Annotated in this window: 14 protein-coding genes; 6 read left to right on the top strand and 8 right to left on the bottom strand. The window is 41.1% G+C overall.

Going from position 1 to position 21,164, the window contains the following annotated elements; genetic code table 11:
• Positions 1-27 precede the first annotated feature (27 nt).
• The 4 genes from R8N23_RS15490 to R8N23_RS15475 all read left to right on the top strand — a co-directional run bounded on the left by R8N23_RS15490 (position 28) and on the right by R8N23_RS15475 (position 10,059).
• The gene (locus R8N23_RS15490) at positions 28-1,857 is read left to right on the top strand and encodes a hypothetical protein (protein WP_318172522.1); all 1,830 of its coding nucleotides are present in this window, start codon (positions 28-30) and stop codon (positions 1,855-1,857) included.
• Positions 1,841-3,136 carry a glutamate-1-semialdehyde 2,1-aminomutase gene (gene hemL, locus R8N23_RS15485; protein ID WP_318172521.1) on the top strand — a complete coding sequence of 432 codons (1,296 nt, stop codon included), beginning with the start codon at positions 1,841-1,843 and terminating at the stop codon, positions 3,134-3,136. Before R8N23_RS15490 ends, hemL begins: the two co-directional genes overlap by 17 nt.
• Entirely contained in the window at positions 3,137-5,662 is a 2,526-nt protein-coding gene (gene priA / locus R8N23_RS15480) for a primosomal protein N' (protein WP_318172520.1), read from the top strand. It begins immediately after the preceding gene.
• 191 nt (positions 5,663-5,853) lie between these two features.
• Positions 5,854-10,059 (top strand): CHAT domain-containing tetratricopeptide repeat protein, encoded by a 4,206-nt coding sequence (locus tag R8N23_RS15475; RefSeq protein WP_318172519.1) that lies wholly within the window; start codon positions 5,854-5,856, stop codon positions 10,057-10,059.
• 55 nt (positions 10,060-10,114) lie between these two features.
• On the opposite strand, the gene R8N23_RS15470 is transcribed toward R8N23_RS15475, so the two are convergent.
• Together R8N23_RS15470 and katG are read right to left on the bottom strand one after the other, a co-directional pair.
• Complete coding sequence (locus tag R8N23_RS15470) at positions 10,115-10,651, bottom strand: hypothetical protein (RefSeq protein ID WP_318172518.1); 537 nt, start codon at positions 10,649-10,651, stop codon at positions 10,115-10,117.
• 75 nt (positions 10,652-10,726) lie between these two features.
• Positions 10,727-12,922 (bottom strand): catalase/peroxidase HPI, encoded by a 2,196-nt coding sequence (katG, locus tag R8N23_RS15465; protein WP_318172517.1) that lies wholly within the window; start codon positions 12,920-12,922, stop codon positions 10,727-10,729.
• 103 nt (positions 12,923-13,025) lie between these two features.
• On the opposite strand from katG, the gene R8N23_RS15460 reads away from it, so the two are divergent.
• A complete protein-coding gene (locus R8N23_RS15460; RefSeq protein ID WP_318172516.1) occupies positions 13,026-13,955 on the top strand; it encodes a LysR substrate-binding domain-containing protein in 930 nt (309 codons plus the stop codon).
• Between the two features lie 43 nt (positions 13,956-13,998).
• On the top strand, positions 13,999-14,322 hold the full coding sequence (locus R8N23_RS15455) for a hypothetical protein (RefSeq protein WP_318172515.1): 324 nt from the start codon (positions 13,999-14,001) through the stop codon (positions 14,320-14,322).
• A 65-nt stretch (positions 14,323-14,387) separates the two neighbouring features.
• On the opposite strand, the gene R8N23_RS15450 is transcribed toward R8N23_RS15455, so the two are convergent.
• The 6 genes from R8N23_RS15450 to R8N23_RS15425 form a co-directional block, all read right to left on the bottom strand.
• On the bottom strand, positions 14,388-15,332 hold the full coding sequence (locus tag R8N23_RS15450; protein ID WP_318172514.1) for a type IV pili methyl-accepting chemotaxis transducer N-terminal domain-containing protein: 945 nt from the start codon (positions 15,330-15,332) through the stop codon (positions 14,388-14,390).
• Between the two features lies 1 nt (position 15,333).
• Complete coding sequence (locus tag R8N23_RS15445; RefSeq protein WP_318172513.1) at positions 15,334-16,164, bottom strand: ABC transporter ATP-binding protein; 831 nt, start codon at positions 16,162-16,164, stop codon at positions 15,334-15,336.
• 11 nt (positions 16,165-16,175) lie between these two features.
• A complete protein-coding gene (locus tag R8N23_RS15440) occupies positions 16,176-17,060 on the bottom strand; it encodes an ABC transporter ATP-binding protein (RefSeq protein WP_318172512.1) in 885 nt (294 codons plus the stop codon).
• An 11-nt stretch (positions 17,061-17,071) separates the two neighbouring features.
• Positions 17,072-18,172 carry an ABC transporter permease gene (locus R8N23_RS15435; RefSeq protein WP_318172511.1) on the bottom strand — a complete coding sequence of 367 codons (1,101 nt, stop codon included), beginning with the start codon at positions 18,170-18,172 and terminating at the stop codon, positions 17,072-17,074.
• A gap of 152 nt (positions 18,173-18,324) precedes the next feature.
• Positions 18,325-19,731, bottom strand: coding sequence for a CmpA/NrtA family ABC transporter substrate-binding protein (locus tag R8N23_RS15430; protein ID WP_318172510.1), 1,407 nt, complete (start codon positions 19,729-19,731; stop codon positions 18,325-18,327).
• A 32-nt stretch (positions 19,732-19,763) separates the two neighbouring features.
• A complete protein-coding gene (locus tag R8N23_RS15425) occupies positions 19,764-21,044 on the bottom strand; it encodes an alginate export family protein (RefSeq protein ID WP_318172509.1) in 1,281 nt (426 codons plus the stop codon).
• Positions 21,045-21,164: the final 120 nt, after the last annotated feature.

The following is a 21,164-nucleotide window of genomic DNA, read 5'->3' as shown; positions in this document are numbered from 1 at the left end:
TGATTTCTATTATCAAATAAAACCGGCTTGTTACGACTATTAAAATTTGCCCTATTTTGTCCAATGTTTGTGTTGCTTGCCACGCAGGTTCAAGCACAAGACGAGCAATCAGATTTCTTAAAAGCGAAGCAATATTTCTCTGAGGAGAATTACACGTTTGCTATGGATTATTTTCGGCGATTGGCTGGAAATAATCAGACGCATGCTTTTAAGGACTACGCCGCCTACTATTATGGGTTGTCCGCTTATCGCAATGGAGATACCACCAATGCTAAGGCCATGTGGTTGCAAATGGATGAGCGAAATGGTAACTGGAAACAAATCAAAGAAGTACGCCATTTCTTAGCAGAGATATATTTTGCTGAAGAAAACTACCAACAGGGTGTATATTTTGCGAAAAAAGCTGGCTTAGATGAATCCAAAGCTTTGATGAAGCAAAAGCTTAATCAAGTGGATAGCTTGGCGATATTAGAAGTATTGAATGAGCAATTTCCAGGTGATGAAATCATTGCAAAAATCACAGCAGACAAAATCAATGATCAGCAGATGTCTGATCGTGACTTTCAATTACTCAATAGGTTGGTCAATCAATTCGACTTAGATAAGACCACGTATGGTCTGCCTGAAATTGGAGAAAGTGAATTAAAAGAATCTTACAATATCGCCATTCTGCTCCCATTTATGTTCGAAGATTTGAGTTACACCGCTCGGACTGAAAGAAACAAATTTGTGATGGAATTGTACGCCGGCATGTTGATGGCTGTAGACTCGCTCAACTTGGATGGAAAATATTTGAATGTTTTTCCGTATGATACCAAACGAAATGCGGACATTACAGAAGCTATATTCAATCAACCAGAGATGAAGTCTATGGATTTGATTGTTGGTCCTTTGTTCCCTGGGCCTTCGACAGTAGCTAATAACTTCAGTTTCGAAAATCAGATAAATATGATCAATCCACTGATCTCTAATTCTGATGCGATACAAAACAACCCTTTTGCATTCCTTTTTAAAGCAGATACAGAGACTCAGGCATTAGCCGCTGCGCAACTAGCCATCGATAGCGTGAAGAATAAGTATGCAATGATCTTTTATGAAAATAATGAAAGAGACTCTCTAAGTGCATATACTTATAGTCAACGTATTCAGGAAGCAGGATTTGAGGTGTTGATCAACGCTGCAGTAGTGGATACAACGGTACGTCGGGCTTATGAGCTACTTACTGAAAAATATGAAGTGGGCTATTCAGAAGATCAAGTAGATTCAGTAATGGCGATGATTTTACCGGGAGATGACAGATACATTAAAGAAAGAAAATCGAGCATTACCAAAGACAGTATTGAGTACTACGAAGAGTTTTTCACATTAGCACCAGATAGTATTGGTCATATTTATGTAGCTTCTTCAGAGGCACTTTTCGCTTCTAATTTCATTAGTGCGCTATCGATTCGTGCCGATAGTACGAAACTGATCGGCAGAGGCAATTGGAAGGAATTTCCAACCCTAACCCTAGAGGAGATGGAAAGGTTGGGTATCTATTTTGTTGATCCCGAGTATGTTGATTTGAATAATCAAGTCTTCAGGAATTTCCGTAAGTCCTACTTGAGAAATTATAAAACCGAACCATCTTTCAATGCAATCATCGGCTATGAAATGATGTACTATGTGGGCAATATGCTGAAAGAATTTGGGCACTATTTTCAGAAAGGAAACCCAGAAGTGGGATTTGTAAAGGGACAATTGCTTCAAGGAACAGAATTCAATTTCAGAAATAGCAACCAATACGTGCCAATCACAATTTTATCAGATTCGAAACAAAAAGTAGTTAATCCAAAGAGTAATGGACAAAACCAATAGCCTCAGAAGTTTTAAGCAAGCGCAAAGCCATATTCCAGGTGGGGTAAATTCTCCTGTCCGGGCATTTAAGGCAGTGGGAGGAGAGCCTATTTTCATGAAGTCAGCCAAAGGAGCTTACATGCATGATGTGGATGGAAACAAATACATCGATTTGATTAACTCATGGGGGCCTATGATTCTTGGTCATGGTAAACAGCAGATCGAACGTGCGGTGATTGAAGCCGTGAAGAAGTCACTTTCTTTCGGAACACCTACCACTTCAGAGATCGAAATGGCCGATCTGATCGCTAACATGATGCCAAGTATTGAAAAGGTAAGAATGGTGAACTCCGGCACGGAAGCTACCATGTCCGCCATACGTTTGGCCAGAGGGTTTACCAAAAGAGATAAGATTATAAAATTTGAAGGATGCTATCATGGACATGGTGATTCCTTTTTAATTGCAGCTGGAAGCGGGGCCGCTACGATGGGCGAACCTGATAGTCCAGGAGTGACGAAGGGCACAGCCCAAGATACGATCACTGTACCTTTCAACGATTTGGAAAAGGTGCAAGAAGTAGTGATGGAGAATCCCAATCAGATTGCAGCGATAATCCTAGAGCCTATTGGTGGTAATATGGGATGTGTTCCTCCTGTTACGGGTTATTTAGAAGGACTAAGGTCACTTTGTGACGAAAATGATATTGTACTCATATTTGATGAGGTGATGACCGGTTTTAGAATATCAAAAGCTGGTGCTCAACAACATTATGGTGTCAAACCAGATTTGACTACGCTGGGTAAAATAATAGGCGGAGGCATGCCTGTAGGCGCCTATGGTGGTAGAGCGGATATTATGAATATGGTTTCACCAAGCGGGCCGGTGTATCAAGCGGGTACATTGTCTGGAAATCCGGTGGCCATGGCTGCTGGACTGGCGATGTTGAAGTACTTGAATGAAAATACTGAGGTATATACTCGGTTGGAAACCATGACCGAGTACATTGTACAAGGGATCAAGTTGAACGTGTTGAAACTTGGGTTAAAATATACGGTCAATTCTGTGGGGTCTATGTTTAGCTTGTTTTTTACAGATGAGAAGGTAATTGATTTTGAAGGCGCTAAAAAATCAGACCTTAATATGTTTGGGAAATATTTCAATGCTATGCTGGAAAAAGGCATTTATCTGGCACCCTCTCAGTTTGAAACTTTGTTTGTTTCATCAGCTATAGACGAGATTGAGGCAGATTTGATAATACAGGCGAATTATGATTCTTTGAAGGAGATTCACAAACGGTAATTGTCTCAGCTAGAACTAAATAGTGATATAGACGAAAATTTCGAGGAGCGGATCACCTATTTCGCAGATGTGATTCTGCCTATTCCATTACCAGGGACTTATACCTATCGTATTCCCAAAAACCTTGAAGAGCACATTGAGCGAGGTAGCCGGGTGGTTGTTCAATTTGGTAAAAAGAAGATACTGACTGGTGTAGTCAAAGAAGTGCATCAGACGGTTCCCAAGGTATATGAGGCTAAATACGTCTTGGACAGTTTGGACCATGCACCAGTTGTCAATTCTTATCAACTTGATTTTTTTGCATGGTTGGCACAATACTACATGTGTACCGTAGGTGAGGTGCTCAATGCAGCCATGCCGAGTGGGTTGAAACTTACGAGTGAATCTTTAATTCAGCTAAATCCTGAGTCAGATGTTTTTCGATCTGAAGTTGAATATTCAGAAAAGGAACTGACTATATTGAGCGCCCTCAAAAACAGTGATCGATTGAGTTTTGATCAGGTGTCAGATGTGTTGGGGGTGAAAATGATCCACCCAGTGCTCAAGTCCTTATTGCAAAAAGAGAGTATTCTTTTGTTCGAGCAAGTCAAAGATAAGTTCAAGCCTAAGACAGTCAAAACTATCCGTTTGAGCGATCAGTTTTTGGAAGATGAGACGGCCATGCAACTCTTGTTTGAGCAGCTGGAAAAGAAACAAAAACAACAAGCGATTCTTCTCAAGTATTTGAGCTTGACTCGAATGGATGAAGGAGAGTCAGAAGACAAAGAAATATTAAAATCGAGCTTGTTGACTGGAGACCTTTCTGCTTCTTCATTAAAGACTTTAGTCAAAAATGAGATTTTCGTTGAAACAGAAAAAGTTATTTCCAGGCTCGACGAAATCGAAGGAATACTTCAGGAAAATCATGTGCTTTCAACTGGGCAAGAGGAGGCAAGGTTAGCAACGCTTCAGGCCTTCGAAAAAAATAAACCTGTTCTTTTGCACGGAGTGACAGGTAGTGGAAAGACTGAAATTTATATCAATCTTATTCAAGAAGCTTTAGAAAATGGTGGACAGGTGCTCTATCTGCTTCCTGAAATCGCTTTGACAACACAGATTGTTTCCAGACTGCATAAAGTATTTGGTAGTGCTTTGGGTGTTTATCATTCGAAATATTCCGACAATGAAAGAGTAGAGATTTGGAATGGAGTAAACAATGGTAAGATCAATTTGGTAGCTGGTGTAAGGTCTTCAGTTTTCCTCCCATTTGATAATCTCAGTTTGATCATAGTGGATGAAGAGCATGAATCTTCCTTCAAACAGTATGAGCCTGCTCCGCGTTATCATGCACGAGATGCTGCGATTTGGTTGGCTCATTTGCATCAGGCAAATGTTTTGATGGGAACGGCCACACCATCTATAGATAGTTATCAAAATGCCTTGGATGGTAAATACCAATTGGTCGAGTTAGGTCAACGGTTTGGTGAAGGAAAATTGCCAGAATTTGAACTAGCTAATATTCTTACTTCTCGAAAAAGTAAACGAATGAAGGGCGATTTTACTCCGGAGCTATTGGAGGGAATCAAGTCTGCGTTGGAGAAAAAAGAGCAGGTCATTATATTTCAAAACCGACGAGGTTACTCTCCATATTTAATCTGCAATGATTGCAATCATGTACCTAAATGTCAGAGCTGCGATGTGAGTTTAACCTATCACATGCACAACAATGTACTCATCTGTCACTATTGTGGTCATAAAGAATCTGTGCCAGCAATCTGTGATGCTTGTGGGTCAACAGCTATTAAGACCGTAGGATTCGGTACTGAAAAGTTGGAAGAAGATTTGAAATTATTATTTCCTGAGGCACATATCCAACGAATGGATCAGGATACTACGAGAAGTAAGTATAGCTATCAACATATTATTGATAGATTCGAACGAGGGGAAACAGATATACTGGTTGGAACTCAGATGTTGAGCAAAGGGTTGGATTTTGATAAGGTTTCTTTGGTTGGTGTTTTTGATTATGATCGAATTGTGCATTTTCCAGACTTCAGGTCGCACGAGCGAGCCTTCCAACTCATCACCCAAGTCAGTGGAAGAGCAGGAAGAAAGGACGACAAAGGGAAGGTAATTCTACAGACAGGTGAACCAGATGAACCATTACTGTATAAGATAAGAACAGGCGATTATAAATCTTTTTTTCAAGCAGAGATTCTCGAAAGGCAGAACTTCAAGTATCCTCCGTTTTATAGATTAATCAAGGTAATCCTCAAACACAAAGAGAAAAACATACTCCAAGACGCTTCAAAGAAATATGCAAGTCGCTTAATTGGGGAATTAGGTAGACAGCGGGTGCTTGGACCTCAGCAACCGGTGATTTCCAGAATTCGGAACTTGTATATTGAGGAGATATATATCAAAATTGAAAAGAAAAAAATTAGTATCAATAAGGTAAAAGAGTTGGTTTATAAGCTAGGTTTGGAAGTAAAGCAGCACAATGAATTCAAGACACTAAGACTATATTTTGATGTGGATCCGGTATGATCTTATTGCTGATTTCGTGTGATTTAGCTTATCTTATTGGTAATTCATCGAATATGATTGAATTAAGAATGAATTCAACATTTTATGAGAGAAGGGTTGAATAAAAATTATTTAATTTTATACAAAGACCAGAAAGAAAGGTGGTCGAGTTTATTCTTTGATCTAAAGAAAACTAATCGAACATGAAACAAATGAAGCATTTATCTCTATTTCTCATCCTCTTATCTTTTTCTTCTGCTTTTGGGCAGACCAAATACGATAAGAAGCTTGAAAAGGCAGCTGACCTATATGAAATAGGTAACTACTCGGGCGCCAGGAACGAGATTGAAAAAATAAAGAAACAATCAACCAAAAAAATTGGAGGTGTAAATGAGTTCCTTCCTATTGCGAGAATCAAAGAGGCAAAATATGATGTTGCTCTAGGTATTATAGGGGGTGTTCATCAGTCTGTGGCTGAAGGTTTAGAAATGAGCGTTGTAGTTAATGGGGAGGATTCTGAGGTCCACGCATTACTTTTGAAAGAATCTACCGAAGTAATGATCCTATATGGCGATTATCTAAAAGCCAAAGAGTATTTGGATGCTGCTCGTCCCATACTCGAAGAAGCAGGAATGGATGAAAATCTAGCAGCAGCCGTAGATGTTTTGGAAGCTCAGATTAAGGTAGGTAGAGGCTACTACACAGAGGCAATCCAACTGGTAAATGGTAAGATGGATTTCTACCGAGGAAGGGCTATGCTGGATGATGGTGCGAAGAAAAGTGTAGAGCGTGAGCGTAAAAGAGAATTTGCAAGAATGATGATGTTTAAAGGGAATGCCTATCGTAAGATGGGAGATTACCTTAGTGCAGATTCAGCTTTTGTGTATACCACAGAATGGGTGAAAGATAATCTCGGAAAAGCTGATATCCTATACAGTGAAGCACAGTATCTCAATACACTACTTCTGGAAGAAAATGGATTGGAAATAGATGCAGTAGTTGATTTATACGAAAAAGCCTACATACATACGATTAGAAAATACCTACCTCAGCACTATGTGACTATACAAATTCGAGAGCGATTAATAAAAAGTTACATTAAAAATGGTAACAAAGCGAAACTCAACAATCACATCACGGAGTTTAAAAAAGTTATTAAGCAGAATTATGACAAGAATAGTCTCAATAGTGTGATGCTAGAAACTATTGATTACGATGTACTGCTTGGAGGAAAAGATGTTGGGTTGGAAAATGAAGTGGCCGAAATTCTAGGCGCTGAATCTGTCATACCTAAATTTCACCAAAAGCGAATTGAAATGTTGGAGTTTGCCAATAGCGTAGCAGTGATAAACGGAAGGCACGATAATTCTTATCAATATTTGTCTGAAATTTTAAATATAAAGGAAAAGCTCTATGGGGAAGAATCTCCTGAGTACAATTTGTCTAAGGTGAGACTAGCCAATTACTATGTAGACTTTACGGAAAAATTTGATGAGGCTTTAGAAATATATAATACCAGTTGGGATCAAATCGTGAAGAAGGAAATTCACGAAGGTCATTTGGACTATGTGGATATTTTGGATCATCAAGCCGTATTTTATGAAGAGAATGATCAGTATGATAAAGCATCTGAAATTCTGGACGTAGCACTCGAAGCCTCTAGAAGAAAATATGACAACGAAGATGTAGAATATGCTATCGAGCTAGACAAAATAGCCAATCTCCAATTTAAAATTGGACTCTATAGCGAAGCGGAGAAGAATATTGAGGAAGCACTGAGGATATTAGAAAAAGCCGACAAAGAACTCGCAGGTGGATACTATGCTCAATCGTTGATTACTCAAGCGACTTTGTTTGCCATTAAAGGGGAGTATGATGAGGCTGAAGATAATATCAACAAGTCAGAGAGACTTCAAAAAGCTGGTATTCGAACGGTAGAAACTTCAGGGATTGAAATCGAAGATGAACTAGCAGAGGTATATGTCGATATTGGTAGATATCGAGAGGCGGAAAAATTGATCGAAGGAGACTTAAAGAAAAAAGAAAAAAGATTCGGACCTACGAGTCGTCATCTCAATGATCCTCTCATTTTGAAGGCTAGATTAAAAATGATTCTTGGGGATTATACATTAGCCGAACAAGTTGCTAATAGAGCCTTTAATATTACCAACAGTATATTCGGTGAAGAGTCTTCCAAGATCACTCCAAGTTTAGTTACACTGGCAAAAATCAATACTACGATTGGTGATTATGATGCTGCAGAAACGCTGCTAGAACAAGTGATCGAAATCCGAGAAGCGCAATTCGGAAGAGATCATATTGATGTGGCTCGGGCGGTGTCTGATTTGGCTTTGGTTCGCTTTTATAATAATGCGCCAACGATTGAGGTTGAAGATCTATTCTTGAGGGCAGAAAAGATTATTGGAAAGAAATTGGGCGGTTCTAATCCCCATTATGCTGAAGTGCTAAAAAACTTGGCTATAGTATATGTAGCGGAGCGAAGGTTTGATGAAGCATTCGTTTATTTGGAAGACGCAGCTAACATTTGGGACAGACGAATAGGCCGTAGAAATAATATCAATGCAGCTACGATTAATATTCTTCGAGGAGACATTTACTATAATCAAAAACAGTACGATGAAGCTGAAGGATATTATGGTAAAGCAAAGAGTCTCTATGAGAGCTTTTTCAGTAAATCTCACCCAGAATATGTAAAGGTGCTTTCTAAAATGAGTAAGACCTATTTCATGCAAGGGGACATCAAACGCTCTCAAGAATCTATTGAGGAAGTGTTGGAAAATTATGCGGTATTCATCAAAGATTACTTTCCTTCTTTGTCTGAAAGAGAAAAAGCTAAGTTTTGGAATACCATTAAGCAGGACTATGAGTTTTACAATACCATTGTTATCAACTACAGTGGGAAGGATGGCGAGCTGGTTGGAACGTTGTACAATAATGCACTGCTTACAAAAGCTTTGTTGTTGAGCTCATCGATTAAAATCAGACAACGAATTCTGTCCTCTGGTGACGAAGCATTGATATCTACCTATCGTGAATGGGAGGCTAAAAAGGAAACGCTAACACAAGTATTATCCATGAGTGCTGATCAGCTGGCACAAGCGGGGATAGATGGTAATGTTCTACAAGTGGAGGTAGAGGACCTTGAGAAGCAACTCAGTCAGCAATCAGAGGATTTTAGTTCTGGTTTTGACTCTAAGGTAGTGACTTGGCAAGATGTGCAAAGATCGCTGAATCCAAATGAAGTAGCCTTGGAAATGGTTAGGTTCCGTGTTTTCGATCATGGGTTCTCTAAGGATTCTGTGATGTATGCGGTGATGTATGTGAAAAATGAAAAGAAAAGCACTCCTGGGTTAATTCTATTAAAGAATGGAAAGGATATGGAATCTAAATACTTGAAACTCTATAGAAATAGTATCAAGTTTAGAATTGAAGATCAGAAATCCTACGATAATTTCTGGAGACCTATACAGGATGTAATTGGCAACCCGAATAGAATATACGTCTCTGCGGATGGGGTGTATAATCAGCTGAATTTGGAAGCCATTAAGTTGGAGGATGGTAGTTACGTCCTTGATCGGTCAAATATTATTTTGGTGAGTAATACAAAAGATTTGTACTATGATAAAATTACAACCAATGTGATACAAGAGGCAAACACTGCTGAAATGTTCGGAAATCCTACGTACTATGTTTCATCCAAACCGGGAAGTTGGACCGGACGTGCGACTACCCGAGGAGGTAATCCTGACGTGATTGGACAATTGCCTGGTACCGAAAAGGAAGTAACAGAACTTAAAGATTTACTTAGACGAGATGGATGGGTAACTACAGATCATAAAGAAAAGCAAGCCACGGAGCAAGCCATAAAAGCAATGGATAATCCTAAGATTTTCCATATCGCTACGCATGGGTTTTTTCAGCCGGATGCTGATTTAAGTTCTGAGGATATTGCAATGAATGAAAACCTTGCTGCGCAAAATCCATTGCTAAAGACAGGATTGTTGATGAGTGGGGCAGGAGATATTCTTAATGAAACGACCTCCAACTTCAATTTAGATGATGGTATCCTGACCGCTTATGAGGCTATGAACTTAAACCTGGATAAAACAGATTTAGTAGTGCTCTCCGCATGTGAAACTGGATTAGGGGAGATTCAGGCTGGTGAAGGAGTGTATGGTTTACAGCGAGCTTTCTTGGTAGCTGGAGCGCGTACCATTATCATGAGTTTGTTTAAAGTCTCCGATGAAGCCACGCAAAAACTAATGGTTAAGTTTTACTCGAAATGGCTAGCTACTGGAGACAAGAGAGCTTCTTTTATTGAAGCCAAGCAAGAAATTCGAGACGAATATAAAGACCCAATTTTCTGGGGCCCTTTCATTATGATTGGGTTAGACTAATTTATAAAGAGCGGCCATCAGATAGACCTGATGGCCGCTCTTTTTTTAAAGCTATTTAGTTAATATGCGATTCACTATGAATAATATGCATAGCTAATGCGAAAGTGTCTTCTGTTAATACGGGGGTAATTTGACTTTTGGAGCCAAGTAAAGGTTCTCTGTTGATACTCGGATGTTTGAGCAAATGTTGATCACATCCAATTACAACCAAGGCCACTGGATTTTGCTGATCATTATTGAAAGTCTGAAAGAAAGACTTTTGATATAAATGGTAGAAATGCCAGTTAGAAGCGAGTTTGTTGATGGACTGAAAGTATCTGGTAAACGAGTTTTCTCGCCCTATATAAGTTTGAAGGTTATGATTGAGAATTGTGGGTAATTCTGTTTTAGCATAAAACGCCCATAGTTTTAATATGGTATCATGTTTTGGTTTTTCAGCGCTATAGAATAAATCTGACCTAAACTTAGTTGAAACAATCATGACTCGACCTGATGTGATCGTTCTCATCAGAGATTTGAAGTCTGACGTCTGACTTTCCTCCAAATACAACTTTCTGGCACTAGGACCAGTGATAGTGATCAGATGTATCATGTTGTTGGGTTATGACTAAAGATAAGTAAGCGTGCTATGAAAGTAGCATGCTTACTTAATCTATAATTTTAAGGACTATTTCAAGTCGAACCGATCCAGATTCATAACCTTATCCCAAGCGGCAACGAAATCAGTCAAGAATTTGTCTTGAGCATCAGCGCATCCATAGACTTCAGCCAAAGCTCTCAGTTCTGTATTTGAACCAAAAATTAGATCTACTCGAGAACCTGTCCACAATACTTCTCCAGTCTTTCGGTTACGCCCTTCAAATACTTCTTGTGTATCAGAAGTGGCTTTCCACGTCGTACTTAAGTCTAGCAGATTGACGAAAAAGTCATTGGTCAATTTACCAGGCTGTTTAGTGAAAACACCGTGCTGAGATTGATCGAAGTTCGTTTGCAAAACACGCATGCCACCAATCAATACTGTCATCTCTGGTGCTGTAAGTGTAAGAAGTTGCGCTTTGTCTACTAACATCTCCTCCGCCGATACTGCGTATCCGTCTTTCTTATAGTTTCTGAATCCATCTGCTTTTGGTTCTAATGCAGCAAAAGAATCCACATCAGTTTGTTCCTCTGAAGCGTCTGCTCTTCCTGGAGTAAAGGGTACGGAAATATTTTGCCCAGCATCTTTGGCTGCCTGTTCAATACCCGCACAACCCCCCAGAACAATAAGGTCCGCAAGTGAAACCGCTTTACCAAAATCATTTTGGATGCTTGTTAACTTTTCTATTACACCAGCTAACTGAGAAGGGTTATTCACTTTCCAATCTTTTTGCGGTGCCAATCGAATACGAGCACCATTAGCGCCACCCCTCATGTCTGATCCGCGAAAAGTAGAGGCTGACGCCCATGCAGTAGAGACCAATTGTGAAACAGATAGTCCAGATGAAAGAATTTTTCCTTTTAGTTCCTCAACATCTTTGTTGCTGATCAATGGTTGTGATGCTGATGGAATTGGGTCTTGCCAGATGAGTTCTTCTGATGGTACTTCTGAACCCAGATAGCGAGCAATAGGTCCCATGTCTCTATGAGTTAATTTAAACCATGCACGTGCAAAGGCATCTGCAAACAGCTCCGGGTTCTCATGAAATCTCCTGGAAATGGGTTCATAAGTAGGGTCCATTTTAAGCGCCATATCGGCCGTAGTCATCATCAGTGCCTGAGTCTTCGAAGCGTCTCCAGCGGCAGGAGCCATTTTAGCATTCGATGCTGCTGTAGGTGTCCATTGATGTGCGCCAGCGGGACTTTTGGTGAGCTCCCAGTCATAGCCGAACAATACATCAAAGTATTCATTGTTCCACTCGGTAGGAGATGGGGTCCAGGCACCTTCTATGCCGCTAGTGATGGTGTCATCACCATGTCCGCTGCCAAAGGTGTTTTTCCATCCCATGCTTTGCTCTTCGATGCTCGCTCCAGCGGGTTCTCTTCCGACATACTTATCGGGATCAGCGGCGCCATGGGCTTTGCCAAAGGTATGGCCGCCCGCTACTAACGCAACTGTTTCTTCGTCATTCATAGCCATTCGGCCAAAAGTCTCCCGTATGTCGAGGGCTGATTTCAATGGGTCAGGGTTTCCGTTTGGACCTTCTGGGTTAACATAAATGAGTCCCATTTGAACGGCGCCCAAAGGATTTTCTAGTTGATCACGATCTCCATGATATCTTTTATCTCCCAACCATTCAGTTTCTGCACCCCAATAAATGTCTTCTTCTGGTTGCCAAACATCTTCACGTCCACCTGCAAAGCCAAAGGTCTTAAAGCCCATAGACTCCAAAGCGCAATTGCCTGCTAGGATCATCAAATCTGCCCAAGAAATTTGCTTGCCATATTTTTGTTTGATTGGCCATAACAACAAACGAGCCTTGTCCAAATTGCCATTATCTGGCCAGCTGTTCAAAGGTGCAAATCGCTGGGTGCCAGTACCTGCACCACCTCGACCGTCAGAGATTCTATAGGTTCCAGCACTATGCCATGCCATACGAATGAACAGCGGTCCATAATGCCCGTAGTCCGCCGGCCACCAATCTTGAGAATCAGTCATTAAATCATATAAGTCTTTTTTTATTGCGCTTAGGTCTAGTTTTTTAAATTCCTCCGCATAATTGAAATCGTCTCCCATAGGGTCAGAGAGATTAGCATGTTGCCTTAGAATATTCAATTTCAACATGTTGGGCCACCAGTCTAGATTGGATGTGCCACCACCTGCGGTTTGATTGAGTTGCCCTCCGTGAAAGGGACATTTGCCTGCGCCGTTACTATTGTTTTCCATTTTTATAGATGTTTTATTTTCGAATTCAATGTTCTATAAATCTGGTCATTTAAAAGTTATTATTCAAATCAATAATTGTTATACTTGTATAATATAAATTTATATGACTTTACAGCAATTTGAATATATCGTTGCCCTGGATGAATATAGGCACTATGTGAGTGCTGCGGAGCATTGTTATGTTTCTCAACCTAATTTGACTATGCAAGTCAAAAAACTGGAGGAGGAAATTGGTGTCAGGATTTTTGATAGGGATAAGAAACCACTTCAACCAACTAAAATAGGAAAGGAGATCATTCTCAGAGCAAGACAGATCCTTCGAGAAACTAAACAGCTTAAAGAATTTGTTACCCATGAAAAAGAATCACTCGAAGGTGAATTCACAGTAGGAATTATCCCCACGTTGGCTCCATATTTATTGCCACAATTTTTACCATCGTTTATCGAAGAGAATCCTAAGGTTCACTTGAAGATAAGGGAACTTCAAACCAGTCAGATAATTTCACAGCTCGAAAATGGGATTATCGATATTGGCATATTGGTGACTCCACTTGACGAATCTTCGATAAGGGAGATACCGGTATTTTACGAACCGTTTTTGCTTTATTTACCAGAAAAGCACCGTTTCCTTGAAGAGAAACTTATGCTAGCTGATGATCTGGATCCCAGTGAAGTATTGGTTTTGGATGAAGGGCATTGTTTTAGAGAACAAGCTTTGTCTATATGTCGAGACGCTAAACATGGTTCATCTATTGGATTTGAATATCAAAGTGGTTCCATTGAAGCATTGAAGAGTCTAGTGCAGAAGGGAGTGGGCTATACGCTGGTACCAGAGCTTTCAGTGAGTGAAGGAAAGGATGGACTTCATGTTCGGAGGTTTACGGCTCCAGAACCGGTGAGAGAGGTGAGTATCGTAGTACACAATAGTTATATCAAAGATTCGGTTATCAACCGACTCAAGTCTTCAATTCAACAAAGCGTACCTAAACAATTATTGAAAAAGCAGTCGATTGTGGGTTTTGATTGGAAATGAATCGTAGGTTGATATTTTGAACTGTTTGTTTTAACTTAATTGAATGTCCAAGGATAAAAAGACACTGTACGAACAGCTTATTGCTACCAATCCAAATATCGAGCTGAAGGGAAAAAGTATGCTTTTTACCTCAGCAAATGGCCATATGTTTTCGCAATTGAATAAAGCTGGTGAGATCGGAATCCGATTATCAAAAGAAGATGGGGAAGAGTTTATTGAAAAGTATCAATCTGCATTATTCAAGTCTTATGGTGCCGTGATGAAAGGTTATGTCGTGGTTCCGGACAACATGCTAGATAATATGGATCAGGCAGCGAAATACCTTCAGAGGAGTTATGAGTTTGTTCTTTCACTTCCACCTAAATAAAGAAATAAAGTGAGGCTATTGATCTGGCGATCTCACCCCACTTTCACTAACCACTGCTGGTTAATTCAGACAGTTTTCTTCATGCGCTTTAGTTCTTTTTCGAGCATAGCAATTTTGTTTTCATAAGTAGTGTTCAGTTCGCTGATTTCTGTGTAGTTGATGATCTCTTCGCTGAGTTTCTTTTCGTATTCATTTTTAGTTTGCTTGATTCGCTTGCGCAAGTTGTTGTTTACCGTAGACAGTGCGTCAATCTTTTCGTTAGCTTCAGCAATGATGTTGTCCGCCAGTTCTTTTTCCTGATGGGTTTGTCCCAATGCAGAAATGCTTTGCTGTACATAATCATTGAACTCTGAAATCACATGGTCCTTTCGCTTCGACGTTTTTACCATTGGTCGGAAAATAAAAAATGCTTCAAGCAGTATCAGCAGCAAAGTGCCAGCTAGTAGATAGTATTCCGAAGTGGATAGCTTTTCTACCTTTTCGGAGGCTATTCTGTCGTACTCAAAGGTGATGTCATTCATGAGCTTTAGAAAATCCTTCTCATGATCGGAGATCGCCTGAATGGCTTCTTCCATTTGAGGAGGAATAGCATCCGCTTCTAACTGATCATAGTTGAATTGATCCAACTCAATAACCGCCTCGGTGATAGACTGAAAATACGGTTGAATCTGGGTAAACAACCGCGCAAGAAACACTGACTCATTCATTTTGCTTACATCCAGACGTTCGTTTCCATACTTAAGTGCTTGATGAGAGTCTGTCCATAGTCTGGCGGCATCGGTCAATTCCGATTTAGTCCGGTTAAACTCCTCCTTACTTTTACTCAATGGCAGTTTTAACGCAGACTTTGTGATCTTTTGGCTGAGCATCCGCTGTCTACCTGAGATGTTGATAATTCGGGAATCCGTTCGGCTATCGGAAATGGTGCGTTGGATGAGAATTTGACTGGCCACAATGGCCAGGGTCAAAACACCTAAAAACATGAGGTACTGAATCGTTAATTTTTTCATATCAATGGTTTAAAAAATTCATTAAATAGCTTCTGTATTCGTAATAATCCGGATGCTCAAGTACATGCACGCGATCTCTCGGTCGCTCAAATGGGATAGTCAGTTCATCTCCGATTTTAGCAAACGGACCACTGGTCATCATGATCACTCGGTCGGCCAAGAAGATGGATTCATCTACGTCATGAGTCACCATCAAGGCGGTAATTTTTTCTTTCTGCCACACTTCGAGCAATACGTCTTGTAGTTCGCCCCGAGTTAATGAGTCCAACATACCAAAAGGCTCATCTAGTAGTAGTACTTTAGGTTTCAGTGCAAAGGCTCTAGCGATGCCTACACGCTGCTGCATGCCTTGGCTTAGTTCGCTGGCCCGTTTGTTCATGTCCTTACCCAAGCCAACTTTGCTTAGATAGTATTTACAGATATCTAGTTTTTGCGACTTGCTGGCATGAGGAAATACTTGTTTCACTCCAATCAAAACATTTTGCAAAGCCGTGAGCCAAGGAAATAAACTGGGGGACTGAAACACCACGGCACGATCTGGCCCGGCACCTCTCACCACCTCATCATCTACCAGAACTTTGCCTGCGCTGATGTCATTGAGGCCTGCAATCATTGATAGGAGGGTGGATTTTCCACATCCAGAATGACCAATGATGGAGATGAATTCGCCTTGTTTCACATGAAGTTCTAGTTCGGATAGTACAGTGTAGTCACCATTCGGCGTATGGTAAATTTTCGTTAAGTCTTTGCAAACCAATCGGTCTGGTCGTGAGTCAAGCATGGGTACTCCCAAGCTCGATTTGATGATTTCTTTTTTTTCTAATACTTCCATATCTATAGGTTCTAAAAGAATTTAGTTTTTTCTTTCTCTGTTTTCTTTCTCCACTGTATGCGACCAGGCATGACTGGTTGTAAATCTGGGAGTTCATAAGACTCGTCGCTTGAAGAGCTTCGTGAAGCACCTACTTCAATCAAGTATTCGAACACTTCGTTTCGGAGCTTTTTGTATTCAGGATCTTTGTTGATCTCAGTGATCACGCGTGGTCTCGGGAAGTCCACCTTGAATTCTGGTCCTAAGGTCGCCTTTGGTCCAGGTTTGAGCGGAATGATGCGATCCGCCATGATGATGCACTCATCCACGTCGTTGGTAATCAGTAAGCAAGTCTTCTTGTCTTTGCTCCAGATGTTAACGATTTCTTCCTGCAAACTGCCTCTCGTTAGTGCATCGAGTGCTGAGAGCGGCTCGTCCATGAGTAGCATTTCGGGATTCATAGCTAGTGCTCTGGCCACAGAAACCCGTTGGCGCATGCCACCAGACAGTTCTGCAGGCTTTTTGTCTATGGCATGGCTCAGATGCACCATGTCTACATACGTTTCCGCCTTTTCGTCTTTTTCCTTGCTTGAGGCGTTGGGATAAGCTTGATCTATTGCCAGCTTTACATTACCACGAACGCTAAGCCAGGGGAGGAGGGAATAGTTTTGGAATACTACGCCTCGATCAGGACCAGGGCCTGCAATGTGCTTGCCGTTTAGAAGAACTTCTCCAGCGTCAGGGAAGTGCAGGCCATTGATCAAGTTGATCAGGGTGGTTTTTCCGCTACCAGTAAAGCCTACAATGGCTACAAATTCTCCCTCTTCTACATGAAGATTGATATCGTCCAGTACTTCTACTTTTTCTTTGCCAGTCCCGTAGGACTTGCTCACATGATTCAGTTCTAAAAATGCCATAGTGATTGGGTTTAAGCGATTTCGGCTTTATTGAAAGACATGAACTTCTGAATGGTAAGCATGATACGATCCAAGGCAAAACCGATGATGCCGATGACGAACATGGCCACGATGATTTTGGCGTTGGAGTCGTTAGCTCCATTCTGAAATTCCTCCCATACGAAAGAGCCAAGTCCCGGGCTTTGCGCCAACAATTCAATGGCAATAAGTACCATCCATGCTACTGATAGTGTGATTCTAAGTCCCGTAAAAATCAGTGGAATTGAAGCGGGTAGAATAACCTTGAAAATATTTTTCCCAACCGAGAGTCTTAATACTTTCGATACATTAATGAAGTCTTTGTCGACAGACGAAACACCCATACTCGTATTGACTAATGTGGCCCACATGGCGCATAGCCCTACACTGATGAAGGAGATCATAAACGACTTGTCCATGTCTGGGTCAGTGATCAAGGTTTTGATGATCATAAAGACTAGTAGTAACCAAACCACGGGAGAAACAGGCTTAAAAATTTGAATCAACCAGTTGAATGACGTTCTCAAAGTTTGGCTTAAGCCAATAATGATTCCGATGGGAATGGCTACTATCGCCGCCAAAAGAAAGCCAGCAAAGACAGTCTTTAGGCTGGTTAGTATTTGGTCAACAAATGAAGGACGTCCTGTGTATGTGATTGGGTCGAGGCCCTTTTCAGCTCGCTTGGCATTGGTCTTGGCCGTTTTCTCTGCAAACTCATCCTTCTTTGAGGCAATGATCTTGTGATCCGCCAGCAGAGAGCGATACGCTCCCCAGACCTGTGCAGGGGATGGTAGAGTATTTGGTTGACAACTTACGTCACCCGACTCGATACAGGCTTCCATATCAGCGGCGGCTTCTTCCCCTTGGTCTTTTAGTGCCTTTTCAATTTTTCTATCAGCTTCTTTGTTGTAGAGGTGTGTGGCACCAGATTGCCAGATGGCTAAAAACAAAAGAATCGAAAACACCGGGAACAAGGCTTGCTTGACAAAGTTGGTGGCATTCTTTTGCGTTTCTTCTCCATAACATAGTCTGACTAATGGCTCGAGAAATCCGAGACCGATAAAGCGAATGACCTTGATGATTTTATCTTTCATGATTGTATTCTTTATTGGATTAGTGAAAAGTGATTTTAAAAACAGGGCTGTCAGGCTGAGGTCCTCGAAGCCTCGCTGCCAGAAGCTGACAGACATTTCGAGAACCTCAGTGTGACAGGTTTATAAGAATTCAGTTTTTAAAATCATTTGATTTAAGGAAGAATTTTCTCGTCCTTGTTGCCTATTTCAAAGCTGTTGATATACCCGATTGGATCTTTGCCGTCGTAGGTAATACCATCGATGAATTCAGCTGTAGCTGGTTTGAAACCATCAGTTTCAGGAATCTCATCTGCCGATAGGTAGCCTTCTTCTGCTAATAATCCAGCAGCCTTGCTCCAGATGTCAGGTCTGTAAATGTCTTTGATTGTAGACTCGTACCATTCGGCTGGTTTTTCTTCAGGAATCTGTCCCCATCTTCTCATCTGAGTCAAGAACCAGATACCGTCTGAGTAGAATGGATATGTAGCGTGGTATCTAAAGAATACGTTGAAATCAGGCATAGAACGCTTGTCTCCTTTTTCGAACTCGAAAGTTCCTGTCATGGAGTTGGCGATTACTACTGAATCTGCACCCACATATTCCGGCATAGATAAGATGCCTACAGCCTTTGGTCTGTTACCTGGCGTGTCGAGCCACTTACCTGCTCTGATCAACGCTTTGGTTACTGCTACTGCCGTATTTGGGTACTTTTCAGTAAACTCTTTGGTCATTACAAACACCTTCTCAGGATTGTTTTTCCATACGTCGTAGTTGGTAGTGACAGGCACACCTATACCTTTAAATACTGCTTGCTGGTTCCATGGTTCGCCTACACAGTAACCATAAATAGTACCTGCTTCCAATGTTGCTGGCATTTGTGGTGGAGGTGTTACGGATAACAATACTTCGGCATCTACTTGCCCTTGGATATTGTCTGAAGTGTAGAAGCCAGGATTAATCCCTGCGGCTGCTAACCAATATCTGATTTCATAATTGTGCGTAGAGACTGGAAATACCATACCCATTTTGAATGCTTTACCATTGTTTTTGTAATCAGTGATTACAGGCTTTAAGGCATCAGCTTTGATCGGGTGTACCGGCTTGCCTTCAGCATCTATGGGTATATTCTCTTTCATTTTAGACCAAACATCATTGGATACGGTGATACCATTTCCATTCAAATCCATGGAAAAAGGAGTAACTAAATTGGCTTGTCTACCGAATCCAGCACCAGCTGCGATCGGCTGGCCAGCGAGCATGTGCGAGCCGTCTAATTGACCATCGATTACTCGGTCGAGTACATTCTTCCAGTTGGATTGAGCTTCGATGGTGACGTAGAGCCCTTCGTCTTCGAAAAAACCCAATTCTTTGGCTATAGCCAATGGAGCCATGTCGGTCAATTTGATGAAGCCAAAAGTCAGCTGTGGCTTTTCTATTTCCAATTGTATGGTCTTACTTGGTGCCTCTATGGCCACTTCGGTTTCGGTGGATTTTGAGGTACCGCTGCTACAAGCAGCCATTCCAGCTAAGAGGACCGAGAAAGCAACTATTCGGGTGATGAGTGTGGTTAATTTATTCATGTTTTTAGATTTTCTGATTTAGAATGGATGATTTACAAGAATTTTGGTTTGATGATCAACTGTGCCCAAGCCCAGTTGTTGAGCGATTTAGAATTGGTAGTGTTTTTGATGATGTCCATGCTGTCCGAAGCGAACATTTGCGAGTAGCCCACTTTAAAGGTTCCTATTTTTCCTACAGGAGTCACATACACCAAGTCAAGCTCTGTACCCAAAGAAGCGCTGGCTTCAGTTGTGCCGTCTGCTTCATAGATGGTGCTTGCTGTTAGGAATTGATGAATATGTCCCAGGATGGCTCCTTTACCAATTTTGAATTTTGTTTTTAGGTAAATGTCTTGCAATCCTGAGTTGCTATTGCCGTTGCCAACATAGAAGTAATCCATGAAACCATAAAAGGCATGATTGGTTCCGAATAATGGTGCAAATGTGGTGTTTTTGGTAGATTCTGAATCCTGACCGGATAATCTATCATATCCTATAATCACTGGCGTAGCGCTTGTTTTTAACGTAGCTGAAACAGAGAACATATAGGCACTCAAATCGCTCAGGGCTACTTTTCCACCCTGGTAGAAAAACTCAGCATTCAGTTTAACTCCGCCTACTTTTTTCATACCCATCAATCCGTAGGTTTGTCTATTGGCTACAGAATCTTCTAACCCGTACTGTCTGGCATCGTTCACTAAATAGGCTGATACACTTCCGCTTTCATACTTTTTGTTTAGGTAAGCAAATTGCATGTGCTTGTAGTTGCCGGTGGCATGATATGGGCCATTTCCTGTAAAAGGAGGATAGTAGGTGCCTGTTAATCTCACAGGTTCGCCTGCTGTGGCTGGATTCTGGTTGTAAGCCAAGCCAGCATGTATTTTCAATCCAAGTGAATCTTCGTACATGAATAGTGCCGCATCATGTCTTAGACCTTGCATCGCCCATTCCAATCCACCAAACATTCTTTGATTGTCATAGGAGATGATTTGACGGCCAAATTTCACAGAGAATTTATCAGACATATAGTATCTGGCCCATGCTTCGGAGATACCAAATGAACCACCGTAAGTTTTGTCTACGATTCCATCCGCTCCCCACATTCTAATGTCTTGTAGTGCGATGTTTACTTCATATTCATCGGCCTTGTAATTGGCGTATAGTCGCGTTCTCTGTTCTGTGAAGAAGGCCGGATCCTGACCATCGGTAATTGGTTTTTTAAATCCATTTCTAAATTCAGATCTGGCATTAACTTCCGCACTCAAAGAAAATTGAGCTTGTGCTGAGGTGATGGTTAGGATAATGGCGAACAAAGCCGGTATTAGTTTTTTCATGACTCTTTAGTTTAGTACTTAAATTATTGTTTTGGCTGGGTTAACAATGTTTGCGTACTATTACGTAATTGTATGGCAAACCTAGTTGGGCCTTGCGAGTGATGAAATGGTATATGACAG

It is taken from the genome of Reichenbachiella sp. (assembly GCF_033344935.1).
Taxonomy (GTDB): domain Bacteria; phylum Bacteroidota; class Bacteroidia; order Cytophagales; family Cyclobacteriaceae; genus Reichenbachiella.
This window is presented reverse-complemented; position numbering and strand designations above follow the sequence as displayed.